Annotated in this window: 27 protein-coding genes; 15 read left to right on the top strand and 12 right to left on the bottom strand. The window is 75.5% G+C overall.

Annotated features, from left to right (window positions below):
• Window positions 1–17 precede the first annotated feature (17 nt).
• A complete protein-coding gene (locus tag GWJ10_RS07920; protein WP_163186656.1) occupies window positions 18–689 on the bottom strand; it encodes a GAP family protein in 672 nt (223 codons plus the stop codon).
• Window positions 690–848: 159 nt separating this feature from the next.
• Window positions 849–1,346 (bottom strand): DUF1269 domain-containing protein, encoded by a 498-nt coding sequence (locus GWJ10_RS07925; RefSeq protein ID WP_061268380.1) that lies wholly within the window; start codon window positions 1,344–1,346, stop codon window positions 849–851.
• Between the two features lie 180 nt (window positions 1,347–1,526).
• Here GWJ10_RS07925 and GWJ10_RS07930 point away from each other — a divergent pair, with 180 nt between their 5' ends.
• Together GWJ10_RS07930 and GWJ10_RS07935 are read left to right on the top strand one after the other, a co-directional pair.
• On the top strand, window positions 1,527–2,864 hold the full coding sequence (locus GWJ10_RS07930; protein ID WP_206158369.1) for an ion channel protein: 1,338 nt from the start codon (window positions 1,527–1,529) through the stop codon (window positions 2,862–2,864).
• A complete protein-coding gene (locus tag GWJ10_RS07935) occupies window positions 2,848–4,617 on the top strand; it encodes a SulP family inorganic anion transporter (protein ID WP_206158370.1) in 1,770 nt (589 codons plus the stop codon). The genes GWJ10_RS07930 and GWJ10_RS07935 overlap by 17 nt, the downstream gene beginning before the upstream one ends.
• Before the next feature lie 24 nt (window positions 4,618–4,641).
• On the opposite strand, the gene GWJ10_RS07940 is transcribed toward GWJ10_RS07935, so the two are convergent.
• Window positions 4,642–5,061, bottom strand: coding sequence for a phage holin family protein (locus GWJ10_RS07940; RefSeq protein ID WP_021483470.1), 420 nt, complete (start codon window positions 5,059–5,061; stop codon window positions 4,642–4,644).
• A 195-nt stretch (window positions 5,062–5,256) separates the two neighbouring features.
• Between GWJ10_RS07940 and GWJ10_RS07945 the strand changes: the two genes are divergently transcribed.
• From GWJ10_RS07945 to GWJ10_RS07955, 3 genes are all read left to right on the top strand, one after another.
• Window positions 5,257–5,952, top strand: a complete 696-nt coding sequence (locus tag GWJ10_RS07945) for a hypothetical protein (RefSeq protein WP_061268382.1) — start codon at window positions 5,257–5,259, stop codon at window positions 5,950–5,952.
• Between the two features lie 170 nt (window positions 5,953–6,122).
• A complete protein-coding gene (locus GWJ10_RS07950) occupies window positions 6,123–8,129 on the top strand; it encodes a histidine kinase (RefSeq protein WP_241005712.1) in 2,007 nt (668 codons plus the stop codon).
• Window positions 8,126–8,809: a response regulator transcription factor gene (locus tag GWJ10_RS07955; RefSeq protein ID WP_163186657.1), complete on the top strand. Its 684-nt coding sequence runs from the start codon at window positions 8,126–8,128 to the stop codon at window positions 8,807–8,809. The genes GWJ10_RS07950 and GWJ10_RS07955 overlap by 4 nt, the downstream gene beginning before the upstream one ends.
• Before the next feature lie 4 nt (window positions 8,810–8,813).
• Here GWJ10_RS07955 and GWJ10_RS07960 read toward each other — a convergent pair whose 3' ends face one another.
• A complete protein-coding gene (locus tag GWJ10_RS07960; protein ID WP_163186659.1) occupies window positions 8,814–9,191 on the bottom strand; it encodes a VOC family protein in 378 nt (125 codons plus the stop codon).
• A gap of 85 nt (window positions 9,192–9,276) precedes the next feature.
• Window positions 9,277–9,720 carry an acetyltransferase gene (locus GWJ10_RS07965; RefSeq protein ID WP_241005713.1) on the bottom strand — a complete coding sequence of 148 codons (444 nt, stop codon included), beginning with the start codon at window positions 9,718–9,720 and terminating at the stop codon, window positions 9,277–9,279.
• 165 nt (window positions 9,721–9,885) lie between these two features.
• Between GWJ10_RS07965 and arsB the strand changes: the two genes are divergently transcribed.
• The 3 genes from arsB to GWJ10_RS07980 are packed head-to-tail and all read left to right on the top strand — an operon-like array spanning window position 9,886 to window position 12,460.
• Entirely contained in the window at window positions 9,886–10,992 is a 1,107-nt protein-coding gene (gene arsB / locus GWJ10_RS07970; RefSeq protein ID WP_163186661.1) for an ACR3 family arsenite efflux transporter, read from the top strand.
• Window positions 10,989–12,005: a metalloregulator ArsR/SmtB family transcription factor gene (locus GWJ10_RS07975; RefSeq protein WP_163186663.1), complete on the top strand. Its 1,017-nt coding sequence runs from the start codon at window positions 10,989–10,991 to the stop codon at window positions 12,003–12,005. The genes arsB and GWJ10_RS07975 overlap by 4 nt, the downstream gene beginning before the upstream one ends.
• A gap of 17 nt (window positions 12,006–12,022) precedes the next feature.
• Entirely contained in the window at window positions 12,023–12,460 is a 438-nt protein-coding gene (locus tag GWJ10_RS07980) for an arsenate reductase ArsC (RefSeq protein ID WP_163186665.1), read from the top strand.
• A gap of 50 nt (window positions 12,461–12,510) precedes the next feature.
• On the opposite strand, the gene GWJ10_RS07985 is transcribed toward GWJ10_RS07980, so the two are convergent.
• Complete coding sequence (locus tag GWJ10_RS07985) at window positions 12,511–13,929, bottom strand: FAD-dependent oxidoreductase (RefSeq protein ID WP_163186667.1); 1,419 nt, start codon at window positions 13,927–13,929, stop codon at window positions 12,511–12,513.
• 83 nt (window positions 13,930–14,012) lie between these two features.
• Here GWJ10_RS07985 and GWJ10_RS07990 point away from each other — a divergent pair, with 83 nt between their 5' ends.
• Both GWJ10_RS07990 and GWJ10_RS07995 read left to right on the top strand, forming a co-directional pair.
• Window positions 14,013–14,378, top strand: a complete 366-nt coding sequence (locus GWJ10_RS07990; protein ID WP_163186669.1) for a metalloregulator ArsR/SmtB family transcription factor — start codon at window positions 14,013–14,015, stop codon at window positions 14,376–14,378.
• Window positions 14,379–14,493: 115 nt separating this feature from the next.
• A complete protein-coding gene (locus GWJ10_RS07995) occupies window positions 14,494–15,357 on the top strand; it encodes a CPBP family intramembrane glutamic endopeptidase (protein ID WP_163186671.1) in 864 nt (287 codons plus the stop codon).
• Between the two features lie 10 nt (window positions 15,358–15,367).
• Here GWJ10_RS07995 and GWJ10_RS08000 read toward each other — a convergent pair whose 3' ends face one another.
• The gene (locus GWJ10_RS08000; protein WP_163186673.1) at window positions 15,368–15,661 is read right to left on the bottom strand and encodes a hypothetical protein; all 294 of its coding nucleotides are present in this window, start codon (window positions 15,659–15,661) and stop codon (window positions 15,368–15,370) included.
• 109 nt (window positions 15,662–15,770) lie between these two features.
• Here GWJ10_RS08000 and GWJ10_RS08005 point away from each other — a divergent pair, with 109 nt between their 5' ends.
• From GWJ10_RS08005 to GWJ10_RS08015, 3 genes are all read left to right on the top strand, one after another.
• Complete coding sequence (locus tag GWJ10_RS08005) at window positions 15,771–16,787, top strand: 5'-3' exonuclease (RefSeq protein WP_163186675.1); 1,017 nt, start codon at window positions 15,771–15,773, stop codon at window positions 16,785–16,787.
• A gap of 84 nt (window positions 16,788–16,871) precedes the next feature.
• Window positions 16,872–17,669, top strand: a complete 798-nt coding sequence (locus GWJ10_RS08010; protein WP_061268392.1) for an alpha/beta hydrolase family protein — start codon at window positions 16,872–16,874, stop codon at window positions 17,667–17,669.
• A 118-nt stretch (window positions 17,670–17,787) separates the two neighbouring features.
• Window positions 17,788–19,173, top strand: a complete 1,386-nt coding sequence (locus tag GWJ10_RS08015; RefSeq protein ID WP_163186677.1) for an FAD-binding oxidoreductase — start codon at window positions 17,788–17,790, stop codon at window positions 19,171–19,173.
• A 49-nt stretch (window positions 19,174–19,222) separates the two neighbouring features.
• Here the strand turns inward: GWJ10_RS08015 and GWJ10_RS08020 are convergent, their stop codons facing one another.
• From GWJ10_RS08020 to GWJ10_RS08035, 4 genes are all read right to left on the bottom strand, one after another.
• Window positions 19,223–19,798: a DUF4240 domain-containing protein gene (locus tag GWJ10_RS08020; protein WP_163186679.1), complete on the bottom strand. Its 576-nt coding sequence runs from the start codon at window positions 19,796–19,798 to the stop codon at window positions 19,223–19,225.
• Window positions 19,799–19,867: 69 nt separating this feature from the next.
• Window positions 19,868–20,308, bottom strand: a complete 441-nt coding sequence (locus GWJ10_RS08025; RefSeq protein ID WP_163186682.1) for a protein-tyrosine phosphatase family protein — start codon at window positions 20,306–20,308, stop codon at window positions 19,868–19,870.
• Between the two features lie 147 nt (window positions 20,309–20,455).
• Window positions 20,456–22,213 (bottom strand): acyl-CoA dehydrogenase family protein, encoded by a 1,758-nt coding sequence (locus GWJ10_RS08030; RefSeq protein ID WP_163186684.1) that lies wholly within the window; start codon window positions 22,211–22,213, stop codon window positions 20,456–20,458.
• A gap of 99 nt (window positions 22,214–22,312) precedes the next feature.
• Window positions 22,313–22,996 (bottom strand): TetR/AcrR family transcriptional regulator, encoded by a 684-nt coding sequence (locus GWJ10_RS08035; protein ID WP_163186686.1) that lies wholly within the window; start codon window positions 22,994–22,996, stop codon window positions 22,313–22,315.
• Between the two features lie 139 nt (window positions 22,997–23,135).
• On the opposite strand from GWJ10_RS08035, the gene GWJ10_RS08040 reads away from it, so the two are divergent.
• Window positions 23,136–24,692, top strand: coding sequence for an AMP-binding protein (locus GWJ10_RS08040; RefSeq protein WP_163186688.1), 1,557 nt, complete (start codon window positions 23,136–23,138; stop codon window positions 24,690–24,692).
• Between the two features lie 79 nt (window positions 24,693–24,771).
• On the opposite strand, the gene GWJ10_RS08045 is transcribed toward GWJ10_RS08040, so the two are convergent.
• Complete coding sequence (locus GWJ10_RS08045) at window positions 24,772–25,233, bottom strand: Lrp/AsnC family transcriptional regulator (RefSeq protein WP_061268397.1); 462 nt, start codon at window positions 25,231–25,233, stop codon at window positions 24,772–24,774.
• Between the two features lie 191 nt (window positions 25,234–25,424).
• On the opposite strand from GWJ10_RS08045, the gene GWJ10_RS08050 reads away from it, so the two are divergent.
• Entirely contained in the window at window positions 25,425–26,861 is a 1,437-nt protein-coding gene (locus GWJ10_RS08050; protein ID WP_163186690.1) for an FAD-dependent oxidoreductase, read from the top strand.
• Window positions 26,862–26,968: the final 107 nt, after the last annotated feature.

The raw sequence follows: 26,968 nt of genomic DNA on the forward strand, positions 1-26,968 counted from the left end.
GGGACGGTCCGGCGTGGTCAGAGCGCCGCGATGCCGTCGCCGAGCAGCTTCGCCCCGAGGACGAGCAGCAGGACGGCCATGATCACCGCGTTGTTGTGGGTCATCCAGGCCTTGAGCGCGTCGAGCATCGCGGCCGCGCGGGAGCCCATGAAGAGGTAGATGAAGACGGGCGCCGCCACCCCGATGCTCGCCACGACGGCGAACACGACGGCCGCGACGACCTGGGCGTTCGTGTCGTCCGGCGCGGCCGACGCGATCGCGGCGCCGCCCGAGACGACGAGCAGCAGGTTCTTCGGGTTGACCGCGCCGAGGAGCACGGCGAGCCCGGCGGCCTTGGCGGGCGTGAACGCGTCGATCGCGGTCATCCAGCGGGGCGCGGGCGGGTCGACGCCGTCGCGCGGGCGCCCCCGCCACTGCTTGAGCGCGAGCAGGAGCAGCAGCACGCCGAGGACGAGCTTGAGGATCGCCGCCCAGAGCGGCGGTTCGCCGTCCTGCGGGACGGCGGACCCCGCCACCAGGGCGACGACGAGCGTCACCGCACCGACCGCGACGAACCAGCCGACGAGGAACGCGAAGGCGTTGGCCTTCGCGCGCCCGCTCACGAGCATGAGCACGACGGCGACGATCGGCAGCGGGCTCACGAGCACGCCGACCGCGACGGGGAGGGACTGGCCGATCGCCGCGCCCACGGGCGGCCTCCTTCGTGGTCCGGTCCCGGGCGGGACGGCGGGAGCTACGGGAACGACGGCGCGCGGACGGAGGCGCGCGAGCGGGCGAGGTGCCCGACGGCGTCACGCACCGCCGTCGGGCACCTCACCCGTGCGGCCTCGCCGCGGGCCCTGGACCGCTCAGGCGTTCTCGTCGAAGGCCGCGCGGAGCTTGGCCTCCTCGTCGGCGGAGAGGTTCGTCTGGATGAGCTCGCCGTGGATGCCCTCGGCCTGGAGCGCCTCGTGCACGCGGTCGACGACGGCGCCCGACGTGAGGACGAACAGCGCGGACGTGCCCGGCGTGACCTTGCTGCGCACGGAGTCGATGAAGTCGTCGTCGATGCCGACGTCCGTCAGCGCGCCGGCGATGGCGCCGGACGCCGCACCGATCGCTGCGCCCAGGAGCGGGACGAAGAACAGGAGCCCGAACAGCAGGCCCCAGAACGTGCCGCCGAGCGCGCCGATCGCCGTCGTGTTGTTCCCCTGGCGCGTCTTCGGCTTCTTCTTGCCCTCCTCCCAGGACACGGTGGCCGCGTCCTGGACCTGGATGAGCTCCTGCTTCTGGAGGGCGAGGAGCGCGTCCTCGGCGCGCTGGGCGCCCTCGGGGGTGTCGAACTTCCACACGGTGAGCGTTGCCACGTCAGACCTCGTTCCGGATCGTTCGTTCGGCGGGGGCGCGCCGTCGCGCCCCGTGACGCGTCGAACGTATCCCCGCGTCCCGGGTCGCGCGCGGCGAGCATCCGCGTCCCGCGCGGCCGCGAGGTGGGGGATGCCGAGGCTCCGGATGCGCTGCGACCACCCCCGTGGTTCTCTTCCCGTGTGTCCGACGCACCGGCTGCCGGGACGACGTCGGGTCGCCTCCTGCGCTCCGTGGTGCCGGCCCTCGTCGTCGGGATCGTCAGCGCCCTGACGCTCCTCGCGCTCTCCGAGCTCGCGACCTGGATCCAGCACCTCGTGTGGGACCGGCTGCCGGAGGCCTGGGGGGTCGCGAGCACGCGGACGTGGTGGACCGTCCTCGTGCTCACCGTCACCGGGCTGCTCGTGGGCGCCACGGTCCGGTGGGCACCGGGGCACGCGGGCGTCGACCCCGCGACGACCGAGCTGGTCTCCGAGCCGCTCCCCCTGCGCGCCCTGCCCGGCCTCGCCCTCGCCCTCGTCCTCGGCCTCGCCGGCGGCGTGAGCCTCGGGCCCGAGAACCCGATCATCGCCCTCAACGTCGCGCTCGCCGCGTGGTTCCTCTGCCGCCCCCGGTTCGGCGTCCCCGTCCCGGGCGCCGTGGCGCTCGCGATGGCCGGGACCATCGGCGCGATGTTCGCCACCCCCGTCGCGGCGGCGCTCGTCATCACGGAGAGCTTCGCGGAGCGCGGCGGGCAGAGCGGCCCCCTGTTCGACCGGCTGTTCGCGCCCCTGGCCGCGGCCGGTGCGGGGGCCGTCACCATGACGGCGGTCGGGGCCCCGACGTTCTCCGTCGACCTGCCCGACTACCCCGGACCGGCCCTCGGCGACGTCGCGAGCAGCGTGCTGATCGGCGCCGTCGCGGCTCTCGTGACGGCGCTCGCGGTGGTCGCCCTCCCGGTCGTGCACAGGCTGTTCCACCGCCTCCGCAGCCCGGTGCTCGCGCTCGGTGCGGGCGGCCTCGTCCTCGGTCTGCTCGGGCTCCTCGGCGGGCCGCTCACGCTGTTCAAGGGCCTCGACGAGATGAAGGAGCTCGCGCAGCAGGCCGACACGTACGCCTGGTCCACGATCCTGCTCATGGCGGTCGTCAAGGTCGCGGCGCTCGTCGTCGCGGCTGCTGCCGGGTTCCGAGGCGGCCGCATCTTCCCCGCGGTGTTCATCGGCGTCGCCCTGGGCCTCTCGGCGTCGTCCCTCGTCCCCGCCGTGCCACCCGCGATCGCCGTCTCTGCCGCCGTCCTCGGCGCCGTCCTCGTCGTGGCGCGCGACGGCTGGCTCGCCCTCTTCATGGCGGCCGTGACCGTCGGCGACGTCCACCTGCTCCCGGTGCTCTGCGTGGCCGTCCTGCCGCTGTGGCTCGTCGCCCGCTCCATGCCCCCGCTGCGCGTCGACCTCCCCCCGGGAACCCCCGAGTTCCCCGCGCTCGCCACCGCCCCCGGCCCGGCACGCACGGCGGAGGGCGGTGGTCGTGGCGGAGCGCGGTGACGACGACGCGGCGACCGACACCGGCGCCGCGGCCGACGCCCCGGCCGCGCCACCGCCCGGGCGGCGCGGGGCGGCCGGGCTGCTGCGCCGCGCGGGGCGACCGACCCGCTCCGACGTCGTCTCGGGCATGGTGACCGGGCTCTTCTCCATCCCCGAGGGCATGGCGTACGCCTCCATCGCCGGGTTCAACCCGGTCGCGGGCCTCTACGCGGGCATCGTGCCCGCGATCGTCGGCTCGCTCACCGCGCGGACCGTCCTCATGATCACGACGCTCACGAGCGCCATCGCGCTCACGTCGCAGAGCGTGCTCGCGTCCGCCGGCCTCGAGCCGACCGACCCCGCCAACGTCGCGACGCTGACGATCATGGTCGGCCTGGTGATGCTCGTGCTCGGCGCGCTGCGCCTCGGCGCCGTGATGAGCTTCGTGTCCAACGCCGTCATGGTGGGCTTCTCGACCGGCATCGCGCTCCAGATCATCACGGGGGTCCTCGGCGACGCGACCGGGTACGACCCGCGCGGCGACAACCGGCTGTACCAGCTCGGCGACTGGCTCGTCCACGTGACGTCGTGGGACCTCGCGTCCACGCTCGTCGCGGCAGTGACCGTCCTCGTGTGGGCGCTGGCCCGGTCGGTCCGCCGCCTCGTGCCCGTGGCGCTCCTCGTGTCCCTCGTCGTCGTGACCGTCGTCGTGGTCGCGGCAGGCATCGACGTGCGCCAGGTCGCCGACATCGCCTCGATCCCGTCCGCCCTCCCGGGCCTGTCGCTCCCCGACCTCTCGGTCGCGCCCGCGCTCGTCGGGGGCGCCGTCGCCGTCGCGCTCGTCGCCCTCGCGCAGGCCGCGTCCATCGCGCCGTCGATGCCCAACCCCGACGGCTCCCGCTCGGACACCGACGCCGACTTCCGCTCGCAGGGCTGGGCCAACGTGGCCGGCGGCCTCTTCCAGGCGCTGCCCAGCGGCGGCTCGATGTCGCGCACGGGCGTCGCCGCCGAGGCGGGCGCCCGGACCCGCTGGGCGGGCGTCGTGAGCGGCGTGTTCCTCGCGCTCGTCGTGCTGCTCCTCGGCGGCCTGGCCGAGCTCATCCCCATGCCGGTGATCGGGGGGCTCATCCTCGTCGTCGGCGGCGAGCTCGTCTGGGGCAAGCGCCACGAGATCCTCCTCGTGCTGCGGACGTCGCCCCTGTCGTCGCTCGCGATGGTCGTCACGTTCGCCGCGACGACCCAGCTCCCCCTCCAGCAGGCCATCGTCCTCGGCGCGGTCCTGTCGCTCCTGCTGTACTGCGTCCAGGCGGCGCGCCAGTCCCGCCTCGTCCTCCTCACCCGCGAGCCCGACGGGCGCTGGCGGACGTCGCGACGGACGCCCGCCCGGCTGCGCTCCGGCGAGGTCACCGTGCTCGAGTTCGCGGGGACGTCGTTCTTCGCGTCGCTCCCCCGCATCGAGGACCAGTTCCCCGACGGCTCCGGCGCCGAGCGAGCCGTGCTCGTCCTCGTGCTCCGGACGCTCCCCGACATCCCCTCCTCGGCGGTGATCGACCTGTTCCACCGCACCGCCCGACGGCTCGCCGCGCAGGGGAACCGGCTCGTCCTCGTCGGGGTGACCCCCGCGATGCGCAACCTCCTGGAGCGGACCGGCACCGTGGGCGAGCTGGGCGCCGACGCCGTCGTCGACGCGACCGACGAGGTCCTGGGAGCGCTGGAGGCCGGGTTCCGCGACGCCGAGCGCTGGGCGCGCCGGGAGGACGCCGGGTCGGCCTAGGAGACCCGGCTGGTCGGCGGCTCGTCAGCCGCGCGCCGTCGCCTCGCGGATGCGCTTGTCCTCCTGGCGGCGGTCCCACCAGCGGGTGAGGACGAGCCACCCGAGGAGCCAGCCGCCGAGCGCGCTGATCAGCCAGACGACGACCGTCACCCCGATCCACGTGGAGGCCCCGGAGATCTCCAGGCCGTCGCCCACGAGCGTCGCGATCCACAGCGCGAGGAACGTCGACACGAGGCCGATGCCGCCGAGCACCGCGGACGCGTACTTGCGCGCGACGTTGAACACGAAGGGCGCGAGCACCCCCTGGGCCACCGCGAACACGAGGACGGCGACCGTGAACCCGGAGGCGTGCACCGTGACGCCGTCGAAGACGTTCGCGGCGACGAGGAGGCCCACGGCGGCGAGGACCACGTTGATCGCGAAGCTCAGCAGGAACCGGATCATGCCGCAACCGTCCCGCCGCGCGGGAGGTTCCGCAACCGCTGGTGCGGCGCGGGAGCCCGCCCCGTGCGACCTGCCCGGGAGGTCGGGACACCTGCCCCTGGGACCCGGGACGCCGCCCGGCCGACGCTGCGGGGGCCGTCGCACCGCGTGACGGGCCCCGGCCGCGGGAGGCGGCCTCGAACGGAAGGTCGTCCCATGCAGGACAGCTCGCTCACCACGCCGTCGGCGGTCGCCGACGGCACGCCCCGCCGCGCCCGCGGCACGACGCCCCGCGCGTGGGCCTGGACCGGGGTCGTCGCCGGTGTCCTCGGCCTGGTCTCGATCCAGTCCTCGATGGCGCTCGGCATCAACTGGGAGGAGACCGCGGGCGACGCGGAGGCGATCGTCGCCGACCTCTCCGGCCGCACGGGCACGCAGATCGTGTTCCACACCGCGACGATCGCGTGCGCGCTGCTCGTGCTCGTCTTCGCCGCCGGGCTCAAGCGACGGCTCGACGGGCAGGCGCCCGCCGGGTCGATCCTCCCGACGGTCGCGGGCTGGGGGCTCGTGCTCGTCTCCGTCGCCGGGCTGCTGGGTTCGGGCCTCGACACGCAGTTCCTGTTCGGCCTCGGCGACACGGCGCTCATCGTCCCGGAGTCGGGCGCGTTCTACAGCGACTGGGTCGCGACGATCCCGTGGCTGTGGGTCGGGGCGGGCGTCGCGGGCGTCGCGCTCGGCGTCGCGGCGCTGCGGCACGCGGCCGCGCCGCGCTGGCTCGGCGTCGTCGGGTTCGTGCTCGGCGGGCTCGCGCTCCTCACGGGCGTGTCGCCGCTGCAGTACATGGCGGGGTTCGTCGGACCGATCTGGCTGCTCGTCACCGCGCTCGGCTTCGCCCTCGGGGACCGGCGCTGAGCGCGACGCGCGAGATCAGCGACGCGCGACGAGATCGGCGGGTCCGGTCGGGATCGGCGGTCTGGACCGCCGACCCCACACCGGACCGCCGATCTCGCCGTCGTCCACGGCCGGGTGATCTCCCGCCCGGGCCCTTCTCGCCGCGCGTGCCGCGGCCCTACCGTGGGCCCGTGGCCGAGCCCGGGCCCGGCCGCGCCGGGATGCCCCGCACGGGCTGGACGATCGGCGTCCTCGCCTGGGTGCTCGGCGTGTCCGCGCTCGCGCTCCAGCTCACGTCCGGCGTGCCGCTCCTGCTGGGCGACCTGCTGTTCGTCGTCGTGGACGCGACGGTCGCGCTCGTCTACGGCACGGTTGCGGCGGTGATCCTGGTGCGGCGGCCGCACGTCGTGGGTTGGCTCGTGGCCCTCGCCGCGATCGGCGGCGGGGTCGCGGCCCTGGGCGGCGGGTGGCGCAGCTACGCGTCGACCCACCCCGGCCTGCCCCCGCTCACGCCGCTCGCGGACGCCTACGGGTGGGCGTGGGTGCCGGGCACGGTCGGGCTCTTCGTCCTCGTCCCGTGGTTCGTGCGCGGCGGGCGGCTCGGCGCGGGCGCGTGGTGCGGGGTCGCGGGCGGCGTCGCGTCCATCACCTTCTTCTTCCTCGCTCCCTCCGACGACCCGCGCCCTGCGATCGTCGGCGTCGTCGTCATGGGGCTCGTCACCGCGGGCGCGACGGCGTGGCGTCGGTTCCGCGGGCCGGTCGAGGAGCGGCGCGGGCTGGGCCTCCTCGCGCTCGGGACGGCGCTCATGGCGCTGTCGTTCCTCCCGCTGCTCGGCACGTGGGCCGACCCGGACGTGCTCCTCGCGCTCCCCCTCACGCACCTCGCGTGCCAGGCGCTGTTCCCCGCCGCGATCCTCGTGTGCGTGCTGCGCAACCGTTTGTGGGGCATCGACCTCGTCCTCTCGCGCGCGACCGTGGCCGCGATGCTGGCCGTGGGCCTCGCCGTCGTCTACGCCGTGGTCGTCGTCCTCGCGACGACCGTCGTCGACGGTCCCGCCGCGCAGGTCGTCGCGGCGGTCGGGGTCGCGCTCGCGGTGCAGCCCCTGCACACGTGGCTGCGGCACCGCGTGCGCACGCTCGTCTACGGGGAGGGCAACGATCCGGGCCGGGCGGCCCTGAGCGTCGGCCGCCACCTGTCGTCCGCGTCGACGGCCGACGACCTCGTCGTGAGCCTCGCCGTCGGCGTGCGCGAGGCGCTCCGCCTGGAGAGTGTGACGATCGAGCGGTCCGCACCCGGCCCGACGGCGTCCGCCAGCCCCGCGGGCCCGGCACCCTGGGCGGGTCCCGGCAGCCATCCGGTGGGGGACGCCGTCACGCTCCCCGTCGAGCACGGCGGCCGCGTGCTCGGCCGGGTCCACGTCGTTGCGCGGGCCGGCGAGCGGCTCGACGCCCGGACGCGGGACGCGCTCGAGCAGCTCCTGCCCGTGCTCGGCGCCGGTCTCGCGCTCGCGCGGGGCGCGCACGAGCTCGAGGAGGCGCGCGACGCCACGACCCGCGCGCGCCTCGCCGAGCGGCGCGTGATCCGCCGGGAGCTGCACGACGGCGTCGGGCCGTGGCTCGTGGGCCTGCGCCTGGGGCTCCAGGGCGCGCGGAACACGCTGCGGACCGACCCCGAGGCCGCGGCCGCGGTGCTGGACGCCCTGGGGGTGGAGGTGGCGCAGCGCGTCGAGGACGTGCGCGCGCTGTCGCGCAGCCTCCTGCCGCCGTCGCTCGACGAGCACGGTCTGGAGGTCGCGCTCGGCGAGCTCGCGGGGCGGCAGGCGCTCGGCGGGTTCGTCGTGGACGTGCGCTGCGACCCGTGCGGGGGCCTCGACCCGCGCGTCGCCGCGGCCGCGTACGCGATCGCGAGCGAGAGCGTCGTCAACGCCGCCCGGCACTCCGGGGCGCCGGAGTGCCGCCTGACGGTCCGGCTCGGGGACGGCGCGCTCGTCGTCACGTGCGAGGACGACGGCCGGGGCGTCGCGCCGGACGCGGTGGCCGGCGTCGGCTCCCGGTCGCTGCGCGAGCGGGCCGACGAGCTCGGCGGCCGGCTCGAGGTCGCCGCGGTGCGGCCCGACGGCGAGCGCCCGGGCACGCGCGTGCGCGCCACGCTCCCGCTGGTCCCGGCCGGGGCGCTCGCGCGCGGGTCGGCGTCGTGATCCGGGTCGCGGTCGTCGACGACCACCCGGTGTTCCGGCTCGGCATGGCCGCGCTGCTGGACTCGTTCGACGGCGTGCGCGTCGTCGGGAGCGCGGCGTCGGCCACGGAGGCGCGCGCATTGCTCGGCCTCGGCACCCACCTCGACCTCGACCCCGGCGAGGATGCGGGCGCCGGGGCGCGGGCCGACGTCGTGCTCCTGGACCTCGACCTCGGCGACGGGTCGGGCGTGGACGTGACGCGCGACCTCGTGCGTGCGGACCCGGCCGCGCGCGTGCTCGTCGTGACGATGCACGAGGACGAGGACGCCGTCGTCGCGGCCGTGCGCGCGGGGGCGCGCGGGTTCCTCGTGAAGTCCGCGAGCCCCGCGGAGGTCGAGCGCGCCGTCCGCGCGGTGGCCGACGGCGCGATGATCCTCTCCCCGTCCGTCGCCGACCGGGCGATGGCGTACGTCGTGGGCGGGCGCTCCGCCGTGCGCGCGCCGTTCCCCCAGCTCACCGACCGCGAGCGCGAGGTGCTCGACCTCGTCGCGGCCGGTCTCGACAACGCGTCGATCTCCCGGCGGCTCGTGCTGAGCCCCAAGACGGTGCGCAACCACGTCGCGAACGTGCTCGCCAAGCTCGCCGTCCGCGACCGCGCCGCCGCGATCGTGCGGGCGCGCGAGGAAGGGCTGGGCGGCTGACGCGTCAGGCGTCGTCGTCCTGGATGACCGACAGCACGTTCCCCGCCGGGTCGGTGAACCACGCGATGAGCGGGCCGCCCCCGCGGAAGACGAAGTCGTCGTCCGTCTCGACGGGCGTGCCCGCGTAGCGCTCGAACGCCACGCCGCGCTCGCGGAGCGCGGCGACCATGCCCGGCACGTCGGCGACCGGGAAGTTCAGCACCGTGAACGACGCCGGGGCGTGTGCCTCGCCCTTCGGGTAGACGAGCACGCGCGCACCGCCGCCGATCTCGAGCCAGAGCATGTCGTCCCCGCTGACGGTGAGGCCGAGGTCGTCCGCGTAGAACCGCCGCGCCGCGTCGACGTCGTCGACCGAGAACCCGCTGAACGCCGTGTCGAGCATGTCTCCTCCTGAGGTCGCGCGAGCCGGTGCCCGCTCTCCCCAGGGTCGACCGGCCGCAGGCCACCGGCTCATCGGTCGCGCGGCGTCAGGCCTCGCGGCGCAGGTGCAGCAGCGGGAACGGGCGGCCCTGGTCGTCCGTCTCCGACCGCCCGGTCACCTCGAACCCGAGCGCCCGGTAGAAGCCCAGCGCGCCCGGGTTCTGCTCGTTGACGTCGAGCTCGACGACCGGGTGACCGCGCCCGACCGCGTCGAGCAGCGCGCGGCCGATCCCGCGCCCGTGCAGCGCGGGGTCCACGAACAGCATCTCGACCCGGTGCCCGACCGTCCCGGCGAACCCCGCCACCCGGCCGTCGACCTCCGCGACGGTGAGGTCGACGGTGCCGAGGTACTCGTCCCGGACGGCGGCCTCCAGCTCGCGCACGTCGTCGGGGGCGAGGAAGTCGTGCGTGGCCTCGACGGCGCGCCGCCAGACGTCGACCAGCGCGTCCGTGTCGTCGGGGCGGGCGGGTCGGAGCACGGGATCGGTCACGGCACGAGCATGCCACGGCCACGCGGTGGCCCCGAGAGGTCACGGGCACTCCCGCACAGGAGGGGCACCAGCACTTGGCGACTGCATCGAGACCTGTCAATATAGAAGCATGTCGATGCACTCCGCGCTTTCCTGGGTCGTCGCCACCGACGGGCCGGGCCTCCCGTGAGCACACCCAGCGCCGCACCGGGTCCACGACTGTCGGCGCTCGACCGGTGGCTGCCGCTGTGGATCGGGCTCGCGATGGTCGCCGGGCTCGTCCTGGGCCGGTTCGTCCCTGCCCTGTCCGACGTGCTCGCCGCGCTGGAGGTCGGCGGGATCTCCGTGCCGATCGCCCTCGGCCTGCTCGTGATGATGTACCCGGTGCTGGCCAAGGTCCGCTACGACCGGGTGGGTGCGGTCACCGGCGACAAGCGGCTCCTGGCCTCCTCGCTGGTCCTGAACTGGCTGGTCGGGCCTGCGCTGATGTTCGCCCTGGCGTGGGCCTTCCTGCCCGACCTGCCCGAGTACCGCACCGGGCTGATCGTCGTCGGCCTGGCCCGGTGCATCGCCATGGTCGTGATCTGGAACGACCTGGCGTGCGGGGACCGGGAGGCCGCGGCGGTGCTCGTCGCCATCAACTCCGTGTTCCAGGTCGTCGCCTTCTCGTTGCTCGGCTACTTCTACCTCACGGTGCTGCCCGCGTGGCTGGGCCTGGACACCCAGGGCCTGGACGTGTCGGTGGGGCAGATCGCGCTCAACGTGCTCGTGTTCCTCGGCGTCCCGCTGGTCGCCGGGTTCGCCTCGCGCCTGGTCGGGGAACGCGCCCGGGGCCGTGCCTGGTACGAGGACCGGTTCCTGCCGGTGATCGGACCCTGGGCGTTGTACGGGCTGCTGTTCACGATCGTGCTGCTGTTCGCCCTGCAGGGCGAGGCCGTCACCTCCCACCCGCTCGACGTCGCCCGGATCGCCCTGCCGCTGCTGGTGTACTTCGCTGCCATGTGGGGCATCGGCATCGTCGCCGGCAAGACGCTCGCGCTCGGCTACGCGCGCTCCACGACGCTCGCGTTCACCGCGGCGGGCAACAACTTCGAGCTCGCGATCGCCGTCGCCATCGCCACGTTCGGTGCGACCTCCGGCCAGGCCCTGGCCGGAGTCGTCGGTCCGCTCATCGAGGTCCCCGTCCTGGTCGGTCTCGTCTACGTCTCCTTGTGGCTCGCACGCCGCTGGTTCGCCATCGACCCCTACGCTGACCCGACCCGAGCACGAGAGCTGGAAGAGGTGAGGTCATGACCACCGCTCCCCTGCCGATGACCGTCACGGACACCGACTGCACGCCGCAGGTCGAGGCGCACGCGATCGGGACCGAGGTCGCGGGCGCCGTCGCCACGACGCTCAAGGCCCTCGCCGAGCCGCTGCGGCTGCGCATGCTCTCCTTCATCGCGACCTCCACGGCCGGTGAGGCGTGCGTGTGCGACCTCGCCTCGCTCACGGACGTCTCGCAGCCGACCGTCTCGCACCACCTGAAGGTGCTGCGCGACGTCGGGGTGCTGACGTCCGAGCGACGCGGCACCTGGGTCTGGTACCGCGTCGCGCCGGGGTACACGACCGCGGTCACGACGCTGCTGGACTCCTTCGCCCCGGCGGCGCTCGGCGCCAGCCACGGTGCGACCGTCCTCGCCGGGCTCGACGACGTCGACGCCGCCCTCGACCACCTGGCCGAGGACCTGGCCGGGACCTTCGCCGACGTGCGGTTCGACGTCGTGCAGCGCGTGGTCCGCGAGTCGTACACCGACCTGGCCCGCTCGGCGAAGGTCTCGGCCCACCTGGTGCCGCTCACGGAACGGTTCGCCCGCCAGCGGCTGAGCGACCTGACCCGCCCCGCGGACGCGGGACCGCAGGTGCTGTTCGTCTGCGTCGCCAACGCCGGACGCTCCCAGCTCGCCGCCGCCCTGCTGCGCCGCTACGCCGGCGACCGGGTCGTCGTCCGGTCCGCAGGGTCGGCGCCCGCGTCCGACATCCACGAGGGCGTGCGCGAGAGCCTGACCGCGCTCGGCATCACCGCCGACGACGCGTTCCCCAAGCCGTTGACCGACGACGCCGTCCGCGCCGCGGACGTCGTCGTCACGATGGGCTGCGGAGACGTGTGCCCGGTCCTGCCCGGCACGCGGTACGAGGACTGGCTCGTGGGCGACCCGGCGCTGGCCTCCCCGGCCGGGGTCGCCGCGATCCGCGACGAGCTCGACGCCCGCGTGCGCGCCCTGCTCGCCGACCTCCTGCCCGAACTCGACCTGCCCCCAGCCTGACCCCGGGAGACATCACCATGACCGAGAACGCCACCGCGAAGCCGTCCGCCCTGTTCGTCTGCGTGCACAACGCCGGCCGCTCCCAGATGGCCGCCGGGTACCTGCGCGCCCTGTCCGGCGGAGCCGTGGAGGTCCGCTCTGCCGGGTCCGCCCCGGCCGACCAGATCAACCCCGTCGCCGTCGAGGCCATGCTGGAGGAGGGCATCGACCTCCGTGCCGAGCAGCCCAAGGTCCTGACCGCCGAGGCGGTGCAGGCGTCCGACGTCGTGATCACCATGGGCTGCGGGGACGCCTGCCCGATCTTCCCCGGCAAGCGGTACGAGGACTGGGCCCTGGAGGACCCGGCCGGCCAGGGCATCGACGCCGTGCGCCCCATCCGCGACCAGATCCGCACCCGCGTACTGTCGCTCCTCGACGAGCTCGGCGTCGCCCCGGTCGCTCTCCCGCGCGGCTGAGGGGCCGGCCGCGCGCCGGTCTCACCCGGACCCGACGCGCGGCCGGGCGCTCAGCCGTGGTCCGCGTCGCCCGAGCGTCCGTGCACGACGCCGGTCGCGAACCCGACCCCGGCCGGTGCCCCGACCCCGAGGGTGACCGGCTGCGGCGCCGCCGGCGCGGTGCCGCAGCACGACCCGCTCGCCCCCGCGCCGTCCGCCTCCAGAGCGAGGTCGGTCGAGCAGACCCCGGTCGCGGGGAGGGCCAGCTCGACCGCGTCGGCCGCAGCCCGGTCCCCTGCCAGCGCCGCCGCGATCGAGCGCACCTGCTCGTAGCCCGTGGCGAGCAGGAACGTCGGCGCACGTCCGTAGGACTTCATGCCCGCGAGGTAGAACCCGTCGTCCGGGTGGGACAGGACCTGCTCGCCGTGCGGCGGCACGGTGCCGCAGGAGTGCTGGTTCGGGTCGATGAGCGGAGCGAGCGCCGTGGGTGCCTCCACGACCGGGTCCAGGTCGAGGCGCACCTCGCGCAGCATGTCCAGGTCCGGGCGGAAGCCGGTCGCGTCGACGATCTGGTGCACCTCGAGGCTCAGCGCCCCGTCGCGCGCGGTCCCCAGCACCTGGACGGTTCCTGCCCCGGGGACGAGCCGCTCGATCGAGACGCGCGTGAGCAGCGTCAGCCGCCCAGCCTCCACGGCGGCCCGCAGGCGCGTGCCGAGCAGGCCTCGCGCAGGGAGCTCGTCGTCGGCTCCACCGCCGAAGAGGCGACGCGCGGACCCACCGCGGATCGCCCACGTGATCGTGGTGCCCGGCTCGGACTCGGAGAGCTCGACGAGGTTCAGGAGCGTGTTCGCCGCGGAGTGGCCCATCCCGACGACGAGGGTGTCCCTGCCTGCGAACCGGTCGCGCCGGGTGCCGAGCACGTCCGGGAGAGGTCCGGTGACGAACGCCGCCGACTCCCGCTCGCCCACGGCCGGAAGTCCCGAGACCCCCAGCGGGTTCGACGTCGAGAACGTCCCCGACGCGTCGATCACCGCGCGGGCCAGCACGTCGGTCACCGTGCCGCCGGCATCCACCGTCCGCACCCGGTACCCGCGCCGCTCCCGGCCGAGGGAGCGTGTCTTGTCCGCACCGTCGCGGGCGACCGACACCACTCGCGTGCTGGTACGCAGTCGGGGCGCGATCTGCGGCGTCGCGGCCAGCGGAGCCAGGTAGCGCCCCACGAGCTCCCCGCCGGTGGGCAGCGCGTCCGGATCCGGTTCCACCCACCCCGTCGCCTCCAGCAGGCGCCGCGCGGCGGCGTCGACGTCGTAGCGCCACGGCGAGAACAACCGCACGTGGCCCCACGACGCCACGGCCGCACCCGGCCCGTCTCCGGCCTCGAGCACGATCGTCTCCAGCCCGCGCTCCAGCAGGTGCGCCGCCGCGGCCAGACCCACCGGACCTGCACCGATCACCACGACCGGGAGCTCGTCCCGCCCCACCTCGACCATGACCACTCCTCGTATTGAAGGTTATCGATGCGAGCATCGTGGACCACCCATCGATGAGTGTCAATGTGTGGCAGGATGGCCGCATGACGACGGCCACGCTGCCCCCGGCGCCCCCGCGCGGCGCACCCGGCTGCTGCGGCCCGGCCGCCACCGGGGCGGCAGACCCCGATGCCGCGCGCGAGCTCGCGCGCACCTTCAAGGCCCTGGCGGACCCGACGCGGGTCCAGCTCCTCGCGATCGTCGCCGCCCAGGAGGGGCACGAGGCGTGCGTGTGCGACCTCACCGGGCCGGTCGGCCTCTCCCAGCCGACCGTCAGCCACCACCTCAAGATCCTGGTCGACGCCGGTCTGCTGAGCCGCGAGCAGCGCGGCCGCTGGGCGTACTACTCGCTCGTCCCGGGCGCTCTCGCCCGCGTCGCGGAGTCGCTCACGGAGATCGCGGGGCGCTGAGCGCCGCTTCGCCGCGCGTTCCCGTTCTCCTGTCCCTACGCTCGCCCCTGTCGGTGACGCCGTCCGCACCGACCGGCCGTCGGCGACGGTCGTCCGACGACGAGCGAGGCACACGATGACCGAGCTGACCGGATCGATCGAGGAGGCCGGCCCCCGGTCCGGCTGGCAACGGTTCTGGGACCGCGGCGGCTGGTGGCGGGCCTTCCTGTTCGCGGTCCTCTACATCGCGGTGTACCTGGGGGTCGGGTGGCTCGTCGGGCTCACCCGGCTGGGGCCGGGCAGCGGCGAGGAGCTCCTCGACTCGTCCGGCACCGTGTTCTTCGGGCTGATGCTGCCGATCCTCGTCATGGGCCTGCTGCTCGTCGTCTTCCTGCGGACCGTGCGCTGGCGGCGCGAGGTGTTCGGGCCGCAGCCGGTCGCGGGCCGCCCGTGGATGTGGGTCGCGGTCGTCCTCGTGCTCGTGCCGGTCGCGCTCCATCTCGCGGCGACGGACTGGGGCGCCTACGACGTCAGGGTGGTCCTCACCGTCCTCGCGCTCGGCCTGTGCGTCGGGTTCGCCGAGGAGGTCCTGACGCGTGGCGTCGCCGTCACAATGCTCCGCCGGGCCGGGTACGGCGAGAAGGCGGTGATGGTGCTGTCGTCCCTGCTGTTCGGCCTCCTGCACACGACGAACCTCGTCTCGGGGCAGAACCTCCTGCTCGTGGGCACGACGGTGGTCTACGCGTTCGGCTTCGGCACGATGATGTACCTCTCCATGCGTGTCACCGGCAGCATCGTGCCCGCGATCCTCCTGCACGCGGCCACCGACCCGACGACGTTCCTCGCGACGGACGGCGTCGACGCGCACGGCGCGAGCTCCGGCTCCGAGGCGCTGAACGCGATCGCGGGCACCTTCAACGTCGTGTTCGTCCTCGTCGGGATCCTCGCGATCTTCCTCGTCTCCGGCCGTGCGCGGGGCACCGCCCCGGCCGAGGGATGACTCCCGCTCGTCAGGACCGTCGGCCGCGCAGCGCGATCGCGGGGCCGGAGAACAGCGCGATGCCGAGCACGAACCCGACGTCGTACCAGGTCCCGTTGTTGTCGACCTCGTAGATGCTCACCGTGTCCGTGAAGAGGGACACGATGAACGTCACCGGCAGGATCGCGCCCTGCCACAGACCCCACCAGAACCCGTAGCCCCCGGGGTTCGCGGCGACGTTCGGCCCGGCCGCGCACGCCCCCAGGAGCAGGAGCACCGCGAGGGCGGCGGTCGTGCCGGCTGCTCGTCGTGTCGTCGTGGACATGTCGCTCACCTCCGGGCACCAGTGAACCGCTCGCGCCGCCCGACGGCCAGGCCGGCCCGCGCGACGCCCCGGGGAGACCGGTGTCGGGGCCGTGCGGCAGGATGACCGCATGACGCAGAGCACGGACGACGGCGCCCCCGCGAGCAGCGACGCCACCCCCGGCGGGGAGCTCATGCTGCTCGACACCGCGAGCCTGTACTTCCGGGCGTTCTTCGGGGTGCCGGACTCGATCAAGGCGCCGGACGGCACGCCCGTCAACGCGGTGCGCGGCCTGCTCGACATGATCGCGACGCTCGTGACGGACCGTCGTCCGACGCGCCTCGTCGCGTGCTGGGACGTGGACTGGCGCCCGGCCTTCCGGGTGGAGGCGATCCCCTCGTACAAGGCGCACCGCGTCGCGGAGGTCGTCCCGGGCACGACGGGCGTCGAGGAGGTCCCGGAGAAGCTCGTCGCGCAGGTCCCGGTCATCGTCGACGTGCTCGCGGCGCTGGGCATCGCGCGCGTCGGGGCGGCGGGCTACGAGGCGGACGACGTCATCGGCACCCTCACCGCGCGCGAGGTCGCGCGCCGTGCGGCGGCGGGCGCGACGCCGGACCCGTCGGGCCGGGCGGCGGTCGAGGTCGTCACGGGCGACCGCGACCTGTTCCAGCTCGTCGACGACGCCGCGGGCGTGCGCGTGCTCTACCCGACGAAGGGCGTGAAGAACCTCGACGTCGTCGACCAGGCGCGCCTGCGCGAGCGGTACGGCGTCGCGACGGGGGCGGCCTACGCGGACATGGCGGTGCTGCGCGGCGACCCGAGCGACGGCCTGCCGGGCGTCCCCGGCATCGGCGAGAAGACGGCGGTCGCGCTCCTCGGGAGGTACGGCGACCTCGCGGGCGTGCTCGCGGCGCGCGACGCGGGCGACCCGGGTCTGACGGCGACCCAGCGGCGCCGGCTGACCGAGGCGGCCCCGTACCTGGAGGTCGCCCCGCTCGTCGTGCGCGTCGCGCCCGACGCCCCGCTGGGCGACGTCGACGACGCGCTGCCCACCGCCCCGGCCGACCCGGACGCGCTCGCCGAGCTCGGCGAGCGCTGGGGTCTGGGGTCGTCCGTGCAGCGCCTCCTGGACGCGCTGCGCGGCTGAGCGGCCGCCGCCCGTCCGGAGGGCAGACTGGGTCCGCCGCCGCGGACCGCCGGCGGCCCGTCCGACCCCGCCGGGAGGCGACCCGTGGCTCTCGTCCGCTGCAGCTTCTACTCCGACGTGCTCGAGGTGAGCACGTCGATGACCGTCGTGCTCCCCCAGGCCACGACGACCCAGATCGGCATGGCCGGGTCGGCGAGCGCCCGCGCCGAGGGCGCCCCGGTGCTCTACCTGCTCCACGGCATGAGCGACGACGAGACGATCTGGACGCGCCGGACGTCGATCGAGCGGTACGTCGCCGACCGCGGGCTGGCCGTCGTCATGCCGCGCGTGGAGCGCAGCTTCTACGCCGACGAGGTGCACGGGCACCGCTACTGGACGTTCCTGTCCGAGGAGCTGCCGAGCCTCGTCGACCAGTTCTTCCGCGTGTCGACGCGCCGCGAGGACACGTTCGTCGCGGGGCTGTCGATGGGCGGGTACGGCGCGTTCCGCTGGGCGCTGCGGCACCCCGAGCGGTTCGCGGCGGCGGCGAGCCTGTCCGGGGTGCTCGACCTCGCCGACGAGTCGTACCGCGAGCGGCGCCTGCCGGACATCGAGCGCGTGTTCGGCGACCGCGAGATCGCGGGCTCGGACGACGACCTGCTCGCCCTGCTGCGGCGCGCCGCGGCCGAGGGTCGCACGGCCGATCTCCCCGCGCTGTTCCTCGCGTGCGGGACGGAGGACTTCCTCGTCGACGGCAACCGGGCGTTCGAGCGGGTGGCCGATGAGTCCGGCGTGGCGCTGCGGTCGGAGTTCTCGCCCGGGACGCACGAGTGGGGCTTCTGGGACCGCACCATCCAGCACGTCCTCGACTGGCTGCCGCTGGCCGGGACGCCACGAACCTGAGGCGGCGCCCTCCCTACCCCTCGGGCATGTCACAGACCGTGCCCGCGCGTCGTCGTCCAGGTGACCTGACCGCACCTCCGGCCGTGCAGCGCGCACACCGACGAAGGGGACCAGCACCATGACCGCCTCCACCACGCTCTCGCCCACCGACGTCGCCGCGCTGCGGGACCGCGTCACGGGTCGCGTCCTCGCGCGGGGCGACCTGCCCGACGGCGGCCCGACCGCCGCGGAGGCCGTCGCCGCGCACAGCACGCTCGTCACGCACGACCCCGACGTCGCGGTGCTCGCGGAGACGGAGGCCGACGTCGTGGAGGCCGTGCGGTTCGCGGCCCACCACGGGCTGCGCGTACGGTCGCACGCGACGGGCCACGGCGAGTCGTCGCCGATCACGGACGGCGTCGTCCTCGGGACGAGCGGCCTCGCGGGCGTCGAGGTCGACCCGGCGTCGCGCGTCGCACGCATCGGTGCCGGGACGCGCTGGAACGCGGTCGTCGACGCGGCCGCGGAGCACGGGCTCGCGCCCGTCACGGGCTCGTCGACGTCCGTCGGGGTCGTCGGGTACACGCTCGGCGGTGGGTACGGGCCCCTGACGCGCAGCCACGGCCTGACGTCGGACCGGGTGCGCGGGTTCCGGGTCGTGCTCGCCGACGGGTCGGTCGTCGAGGCGGGCCCGGACACGGAGCCGGACCTGTTCTGGGCGCTGCGCGGCGGCAAGGGCGGGCTCGGCGTCGTGACGCGGCTCGACCTCGAGCTCGTGCCGCTGCGCACGCTGTACGCGGGCTCGCTCACGTTCGACGCCCCGCACGTCGAGGAGGTCCTGCGCGGCTGGGCGTCGTGGACCGCGACCGCGCCCGACGACGTCACGACCTCGGTCGCGGTGCTCGCCCTCCCGGACCTGCCGTTCGTCCCGGAGCACCTGCGCGGCCGCACGGTGCTCGCCCTGCGCTTCGCCTACCCGGGCGACCCCGCGGAGGGCGAGCGCCTCGCCGCGCCGCTGCGGGCGCTCGCGCCCGCCCTCGCCGACACGGTGGGCGAGCTGCCCGTGACGGCCGTCGCGACGATCCACGCGGACCCGGAGGACGCCGGGCCGTCGTGGGTCTACGGCGCGGGCCTGCGGGAGGTGGACGAGGAGTTCCTCGACCGGTTCCTCGCCGCGCTCGGGCCGGGCAGCGGGTCGCCGTTCGTCGCGGCCGAGCTGCGGCACGTCGGCGGCGCCGGGGCGCGCGACGTCGAGGGCGGGTCCGCCGCGGGCGGCCGCACCGCCGGGTTCCTGCTGAGCCTCGTGGGCGTCAACCCGCCGCGGCTGCCGGACATGGTCGCCGCCGCCTCCTCGTTCGCGCAGTGGTCGCAGCCGTGGGCCGCGACGGAGACGAACATCAACTTCCTGCCCGGGCCCTGGACGGACGACGCGCTCGCCCGGGCCTGGTCGCCCGAGACCGCGGCACGCCTCGCGTCGGTGCGCGCGGCGTACGACCCGACGGGCCTGTTCGCCTGGCGGGTTTGACCTCGCCGCCTCCCCCGGCGCCCGGGGGAGGCGCCCCGGCCCGTTCCGGTCACACCGCGAAGAGGGCGGTGAGCCGCGGGAGGCGACGCGCGTTCTCCTCGTCGTCGTCGAAGTCCCACTGCTCGCCGGCGGGCTCGCGGTGGGAGTGCCCGGACGACGTCCGCTCGCGCGCCGCGTGGTACGCCTCGTCGTCCTCACCCGTCGCGCGCGACCAGGCACCGCCGACGAGCCACTCGAGGGACTCGTACCCGAACCACGGCGAGCCGCCGTCGGCCATCGCGGCGACCACGGGATGGTCGGCGAGCGAGTCCGGGTCGGCGACCGCACGCTCGAACGTCGCACGACCCGCGAGGACGAGCCCGTCGCGGAAGTCCCTGAACCCGTCGTCGCTGCACCCGCCCTCGACGAGGTACGCCGCTCCCCACACCGGCCACGCGTAGGCGTCGCGCGCCACGGCACCGGCGACCTCGGCGAACGCGAGGATCTCGTCAGGGCTCAGCCGCTCGACGAGCAGGTCGGTCAGGACGCCGGGCAGCGGGTCGTCCTCGGCGCCGCGGTCGTCGGCACCCGCGCCCGCCCGGTCACGCGCGGCGTCGACGATCTCCCAGAAGGTCTCTCGATCCATGCACCGGACGGTACGACCAGGCACCCACGGACGATCGCTCCCTGGCACGCCACTGTCCCGGAGCCGGATCTACGGGACCGTGCTGGCCCCGGTGCGGCGGACCCAGCGGCGCTGCCACGGCGTCTCGACGGCGCGAGGCCGGTAGTGCGCGCGAACCCAGGCGACGGCGTCGTCGGGACGGACGCCACCCCAGACGGCGAGGAGCGCGAGCGCCGTGCCGGTGCGGCCGGTCCCACCCCCGCAGGCGACCTCCACGCGCTCGTCGGGGGCCCGCTCGTACGCCTCGCGCAGCACCGCGACGGCGTCCGGCGTGGACCGCGGCAGCGCGAAGTCCGGCCACCGGACCCAGCACGACTCCCAGGGCTGCGACGGCGGCCGCCCTCCGGTGAGGTAGACGCCGAGCTCCGGCTCGTCGCCCGGCCCGGGCAGCCCCGCGCGCAGCCCGCGACCCCGCACGCGCCGTCCGTCGGGCAGCTCGAGGACGCCGTCGCCCCGTTCCCACGAACCCACGTGCCCCTCCTCGCCGACGAGGGCGCTCACCGACGCGAGGACCCCCTCTGGTACGGCCCGATCACGGCCTCGATCGCGGGCCACCGCTCTCCGAGACCGTAGCCGAGCAGGACGGGAGTGGTGCTCCAGACGCGAGCCGGCCGCCGGTCATGCCCCCGCGTGCCGCGCGAGGATCGCGTGCGCGTCGGTGCCCCGCGGCAGGACGCCGTACCCGTGGCCGCGGTCCTCGCCGAGCCGGGCGGCGACGAACGCGTCGGCCGTGCCCGACGGCGCGTGCCGCACCACGAGCGACGCCTGGAGCGTGAGGGCGAGCGACTCCACGACGCGACGGGCCTGCGCCTGCTTCGCCCCGGCGTCGGCCCCCGCGACCTCCGCGAGCAGACGGCGCGTGCGCGCGACGTGCGCGTCGAGGACGGGGTGCGCGCCCGCCGTCGTGGCGAGCTCCGCCTCGAACGCCGCGACGGACGCGGGCTCGCGGCCCATGGCGCGGAGCACGTCGAGCGCGATGACGTTGCCCGACCCCTCCCAGATCGCCATGACCGGCTGCTCGCGGTAGCGGCGCGCGAGCGGGAACGCCTCCGTGTACCCGTTCCCGCCCAGGCACTCCATCGCCTCGTACGCGTGGTGCGGCCCGCGCTTGCACACCCAGTACTTGCTCACGGCGGTCGCGAGGCGGCGGAACGCGCGGTCGTGCTCGGACTCGCCGTCGTGCGCGGCGGCGAGGCGCACCGACGTGAGCGTCGCGGCCTCGGACTCGAGCGCGAGGTCGGCGAGCACCGCGGTCATCGCGGGCTGGTCCACGAGCGCCGCGCCGAACGCGGTGCGGTGCCGCGCGTGCCACAGCGCCTCGGTGACCGCCTGGCGCATGCCCGCGGCCGAGCCGTGCACGCAGTCGAGCCGCGTGCGCGACACCATCTCGATGATCGTCCGCACGCCGCGGCCCGGCTCCCCGACGAGGAACCCGACGGTGCCGTCGAGCTCGATCTCCGACGACGGGTTCGACCGGTTGCCCAGCTTCTCCTTGAGTCGCTGGATGCGGAACACGTTGCGCGTGCCGTCCTCCAGCACGCGCGGCACGAGGAAGCACGACGGCGCCCCCTCACCGGGTGCGCCCGGCACCTGCGCGAGCACGAGGAACGCGTCGGACATCGGCGCCGAGCAGAACCACTTGTGCCCGGTCAGCAGGTAGGCGCCGTCGGCCCCGGCGGGCACGGCCGTCGTCGCGTTCGCGCGCACGTCCGAGCCGCCCTGCTTCTCCGTCATCGCCATGCCGACGAGCACGCCGGGCTTGCTGCCCGGGGCCGCGAGGGCGCCGTCGTACCCGCGGGAGAGCAGGCGCGGCTCCCACATGGCGGCGAGCGACGGCGCGTGCCGCAGCGAGGGCACCGCCGCGTGCGTCATGGAGACCGGGCACGCGTGGCCCGGCTCGACCTGCGCGAACAGCGAGAAGACCGCACCCCGCACGACGTTCGCCCCCGGCCCGGGCTCTGCCCACGCGCTCGTGTGCGCGCCGTGCGCGACGGCCGCCCCGATCACCTCGTGGTACGCCGGGTGGTACTCCACCTCGTCGATGCGGTGGCCCCGGCGGTCGTGCGTGCGCAGCACGGGCTCGTGGACGTTCGCGAGCTCGGCCGCGCGCTGGAAGTCCCCCGTCCCGACGAGCGCGCCGACCTCGACGAGCCGGCCCTCGCCCCACGCCCCGCCGTACGCGTGCACCGCCTCGCGCAGCACGGGGTGGTCGAGGTACTCGTTGACCCCCTCGCGCTCCGGCGGCTGGTTGGTCACGCGGTGGGTCGTGCGCGGGGCCGGGTGCGGGACGGCGGTCGCGGCGTCGGTGACGCCTGCGGTCCCGGTGGCGCCGGCGGTCCGGGTGGGAGTGTCGCTGCGGGTGTCGGTCGGGGTCACGGTGTCCTCCTGCGGCTCTGCGGGTGGCTCGGGGTCGGTGCGGCGGTGCTCGGGTGCAGCCCGGACGGGCGGGTCAGTCGGGTGGGTCGGGCGGGCAGGTCAGGCGGGAGCGGGCGCCACCGCCCGGGCGGCGCCCACGGCACCCAGGCAGAAGCGCTGGATCGTGGTGACGACGGCGTCCCGCTCGCCGGGGATCGGCGCCGGGCCCGTGGACCCGCCGTCGCGGGCCGCGGCGAGCGGCGACAGCGGACCGGTGAGCGACTCGCCGATCGCCCCGACGAGCGCGGTCGCGACGACTGCGACGTCCTGGTCGGGGATCTCGCCCGCCGCGACGCCGTCGCGCACGACGTCCGCGAACGTCGTCGCGTACGCGCGGCGGTACTCGAGCCGCGCGGCGTCGACGGCCGGGTCGACGGGCTCGAGCAGGAGCGCCCACGCGAGCGTCGGGCCGCGCAGCGCGCGCCGCGCGAACGTGTCGACGGCGCGGCCGAGGCGCGCCGCGGTGCCGCCGCCGGGCGGGTCGTCCGGGCGCGCGGCGGCGGCCGCGCGCACCGCGTCGAGCTCGACGTCGGCCGCTTGGCGGAACACCGCGACGAGCAGGTCGGCCTTCGTCGGGAAGTAGGAGTAGACGCCGCCGGTGCTCACCCCGGCGCGCGCCGCGAGCGCCTGCACGCTCGCGCCGGCGAACCCGTGCTCGGCGACGATCGTCCGCGCTGCGTCGAGCAGGGCGTCGCGCTTGCGCTCGCGGGCGGCGCGCGTCGCCGGGGTCTCGCGGTAGGGCACGGGTCCTCCGTCGTCGTCGGGTGAACCGCCTCGGGGCGGCTTCCACGAAGAATTGAAGCATGATTCAATTCATCGCGGTACCGGCCGCCGGGCCGGAGGCGTCGAGGACGACGCCGCGCACGACGTCGAGGAGGACGACATGCACCTGGGCAGCATGCTCGAGAGCACGGCACGCAAGGTCCCGACCAAGGAGGCGCTCGTGCTGGGCGAGCGCCGGCTCACGTACGCCGAGCTCGACGCGGCCGCGCGCCGCGCCGCGGCCGTCTTCCGGGACGCCGGCGTGCGCCCCGGCGACCGCGTCACGGTCATGACCTACAACACGCCGGGGTTCGTCGTCGCGGCGTTCGGCCTGTGGCGCGCGGGCGCCGTGCTCGTCCCCGTCAACCACAAGCTCCAGGCGCCCGAGGTCGCGCGGCTCGTCGCCCACAGCGGCGCCGTGCTGGGCGTCGCGGACGCGAGCCTGGCCCCCGTCGCGACCGCCGCCGCGCCCGCGGTGCGCTGGCTGTGGACGGAGGCGGACGCCGTCGGGCAGGACGCGGAGGGGACGCCGGGGCGCGACGACTTCGACGCGCTCGTCGCGGCCGCCGCGCCGTGGGACGGCGTGCCGCCGGACCAGGACGCGATCGCCCAGGTGCTCTACACGTCCGGCACGACGGCGGCCCCCAAGGGCTGCGAGCACACCCACCGCGGGCTGAGCTCGGTCGCGGCCTACACGACGGCAGCCGTCGGGCTGCGCGCGGACGACCGCTTCCTCCTCGCGATGCCGATCTGGCACGCCTCGCCGCTCAACAACTGGTTCCTGTCGATGGTGTTCCTCGGCGGGACGACCGTGCTGCTGCGCGAGTACCACCCGATCGAGATGCTGCGGACGGTCGAGGCCGAGCGCACGACCGCGTTCTTCGGCGCGCCCATCGCGTACGTCGCGCCGCTCCAGGTCGCCGCCGCGCAGGGCATCGACCTGTCGACGTTCGACCTGTCGAGCGCACGGCTGTGGCTCGCCGGCGGCGCGCCCGTCGGCGCCGACACCGTGCGGGCGATCCGCGCCGCCTACCCGGGCGAGCTGCACCAGGTCTACGGCATGAGCGAGATGGGGCCGGTCGGCACCGCGCTCGGCCCGGCCGACCAGGAGCGCAAGGCGGGCTCGATCGGGCACGCGGGCATGCCCGGCGTCGACGTGCGGGTCGTGGACCTCGACGGGAACGACGTCGGCCCGGGCGGGACCGGGGAGATCTGGCTGCGGTCGGACACCCGGATGGTCGGCTACCTCGACGACCCGGAGGCGACCGAGGCCGTGCTCGTCGGCGACTGGTACCGCACCGGCGACGTCGTGCGCGTCGACGAGGACGGGTACCTGTTCATCGTCGACCGGCTCAAGGACGTCATCATCACGGGCGGCGAGAACGTCTACTCCCAGGAGGTCGAGGAGGCGCTGCGCGGCTCCCCGGAGGTCGCGGACGTCGCCGTCGTCGGGCGGCCGCACGCCGACTGGGGCGAGACGGTCGTCGCGTTCGTCGTCCCCGCCCCCGGCGCCGAGCCGACGCTCGACTCGCTGCGCGCGTTCCTCGCCGACCGGCTCGCGCGCTACAAGGTGCCGCGCGACGTCGCGCTCGTGACGGAGCTCCCCCGCAACCCCTCCGGCAAGCTCACCAAGCACGTCCTGCGGTCGCGCGTGCGGGAGGGGACGACGGTGGCGTGAGTCCGGGGCGCCACTCCCCCCGGGCGCACGGCCCGGGCGCGGACGGCACCGGGGCGGGCGACCGCAGGGGCGGACGGCCTCAGGGGCGCGCGTGCTCGAAGATCACCGTCGTGCTCGTCCCGGCCACCTCGGGGCGCACGCTGAGCGTCCGGGACACCAGGTCGCGCAGCGCGTCCGAGTCGGCGACCGCGACGTGCAGCAGGAAGTCGCGGTCGCCCGTGACGAAGAAGACGCCCTCGACGTCGGGCAGCGTCAGCAGGTAGTCGCGGAACGCCTCCAGGCCCTTGCGCGCCCCGGCCTGGAGGCGGATCGCGATGAGCGCCTCGAGCCCCCGGCCGAGCGCCGCGGGGTCGACGTCGGCCCGGAAGCCTCGGATCACGCCGCGGTCCACGAGGGCCCGGACGCGCGCGTGGCACGTCGAGGCGGCGATGCCGACGCGGGCAGCGACCGCCGCGTTCGTGGCGCGCGCGTCGGTCGCGAGGACGTCGAGGATGCGGCGGTCGACGTCGTCCAGCGCGGACGGTCGAAGATCCTTCGGCACGGTGGGCCTCCCCTGGTCAGCGGGCGAACGTCGCGGCGGCGGCAGCAGCCCGGGACGATGATCCTTCGGCACATCTTGCCGCACGCCGAAGGATCCACCACGCTGTGAGTCGTGCGGCACCATCCCGCCGCACACCAGCCACGCGCCCGCCTCGCCACCCGCGGGGCGGGCGTCGGTCGAAGGAGCCCGGCGTGAGCACGACCTCTCGTCCCCGTCCCCGTTCTCGCGACGCCCGGTCGGCACCCCCCGGCCGCGCCCCTCGCACAGCCGTCGTCGTCGGCGCCGGCATGGTGGGGCTCGCGACCGCGTGGCACCTCCAGGAGCAGGGCGTCGAGGTGACCGTCGTCGACCGCGAGGGCGTCGCCGCGGGCTCCTCGTGGGGCAACGCCGGGTGGCTCACCCCCGGTATGGCGATGCCGCTCGCCGACCCGTCCCTGTGGACGTACGGGCCGCGCGCCCTCCTCGACCCGGCCGCTCCCCTGCACGTCCCGCTGCGGTTCGACCCGCGCCTGTGGACGTTCTTCGCGCGCTTCATGGCGCACGCGACACAGGCCCGCTGGGACCGCGCGATGGCGGCCCTCACCCCGATCGACGGCGTCGCGCTCGACGCGTTCGACGAGCTCGCCGCGGGCGGCAGCCTCGGCCACGGCGTCGAGGCCGGCACGACCCCCGGCCCGTTCACCGTCGCGTTCGAGCACGTCCGCGAGGCCCGGCCCTTCCTGCGCGAGCTCGAGCACGTCGCCGCCGCCGGGCAGACCGTCCCCGTCCGGCGCGTCGAGGCCGGGGAGCGCGCTCACCAGCTCACCGACCGCGTCTCCACCGTCTACGCCCTCGAGGGCCAGCGCTTCCTCGAGCCCGGACCGTACGTCCACGCGCTCGCCGACTCCGTGCGCGCCCGCGGCGGCACCATCCTCACCGGCCTGGACGTGCTCGACGTCGAGCCCGGCCGCCTCGGCGCGTGCGTCTTCGCGCGCGCCGTGCACCCCGACGCCGCCCGGCACCCCGCCCTCGTGGGCGCCGGGGCGGGCGACGGGTCCGGGGTGACCGACGGCATCGGACTGGACGCCGTGGCGCCGCGCCGGGCCGCGTCCCCCGCCGACCGCGAGGAGGGCGTCGTGCTGCGCGGCGACGCCGTCGTGCTCGCGACCGGAGCGTGGCTGCCCTCGCTCGCGGCGCCGCTCGGCGTGCGCACGCGCGTGCAGGCCGGCCGCGGCTACTCGTTCACCGTGAAGACCGACGAACCCGTCGAGACACCGATCTACCTGCCCGCGCGCCGCGTCGCGTGCACGCCCTACCAGGGCCGGTTCCGCATCGCGGGGACCATGGAGTTCCGCGGCCCGGACGAGCCTCTCCAGCCCCGGAGGATCGAGGCGATCCTCGCGTCCGTGCGGCACCTGTTCCAGGGCGTCGACCTCGACGACCGGCACGACGAGTGGGTCGGCTCGCGCCCCGTCACGCCCGACGGCCTGCCGCTCGTCGGCGCGACGCGCACGCGCGGCGTCTACGTCGCGGGCGGCCACGGCATGTGGGGCATGGTGCTCGGGCCCGCGACCGGCCGGGCGCTCGCCCACCTCGTGACGGCCGGCGAGACCCCCGAGGAGATCCGGGCGTTCGACCCGCTGCGCTGAGCCGGGCGGCAGGCGCTCTCGGGCGGCTCCCGGATCGTGGCTCGCGGCCGGCCGAGCCCGGCCGAGCCCGCCCGAAAGACCCTGTCGGGCGGGGGCGCCGCGTCCTA

The organism is Cellulosimicrobium sp. SL-1, assembly GCF_011033075.1.
Classification (GTDB): Bacteria; Actinomycetota; Actinomycetes; order Actinomycetales; family Cellulomonadaceae; genus Cellulosimicrobium; species Cellulosimicrobium funkei.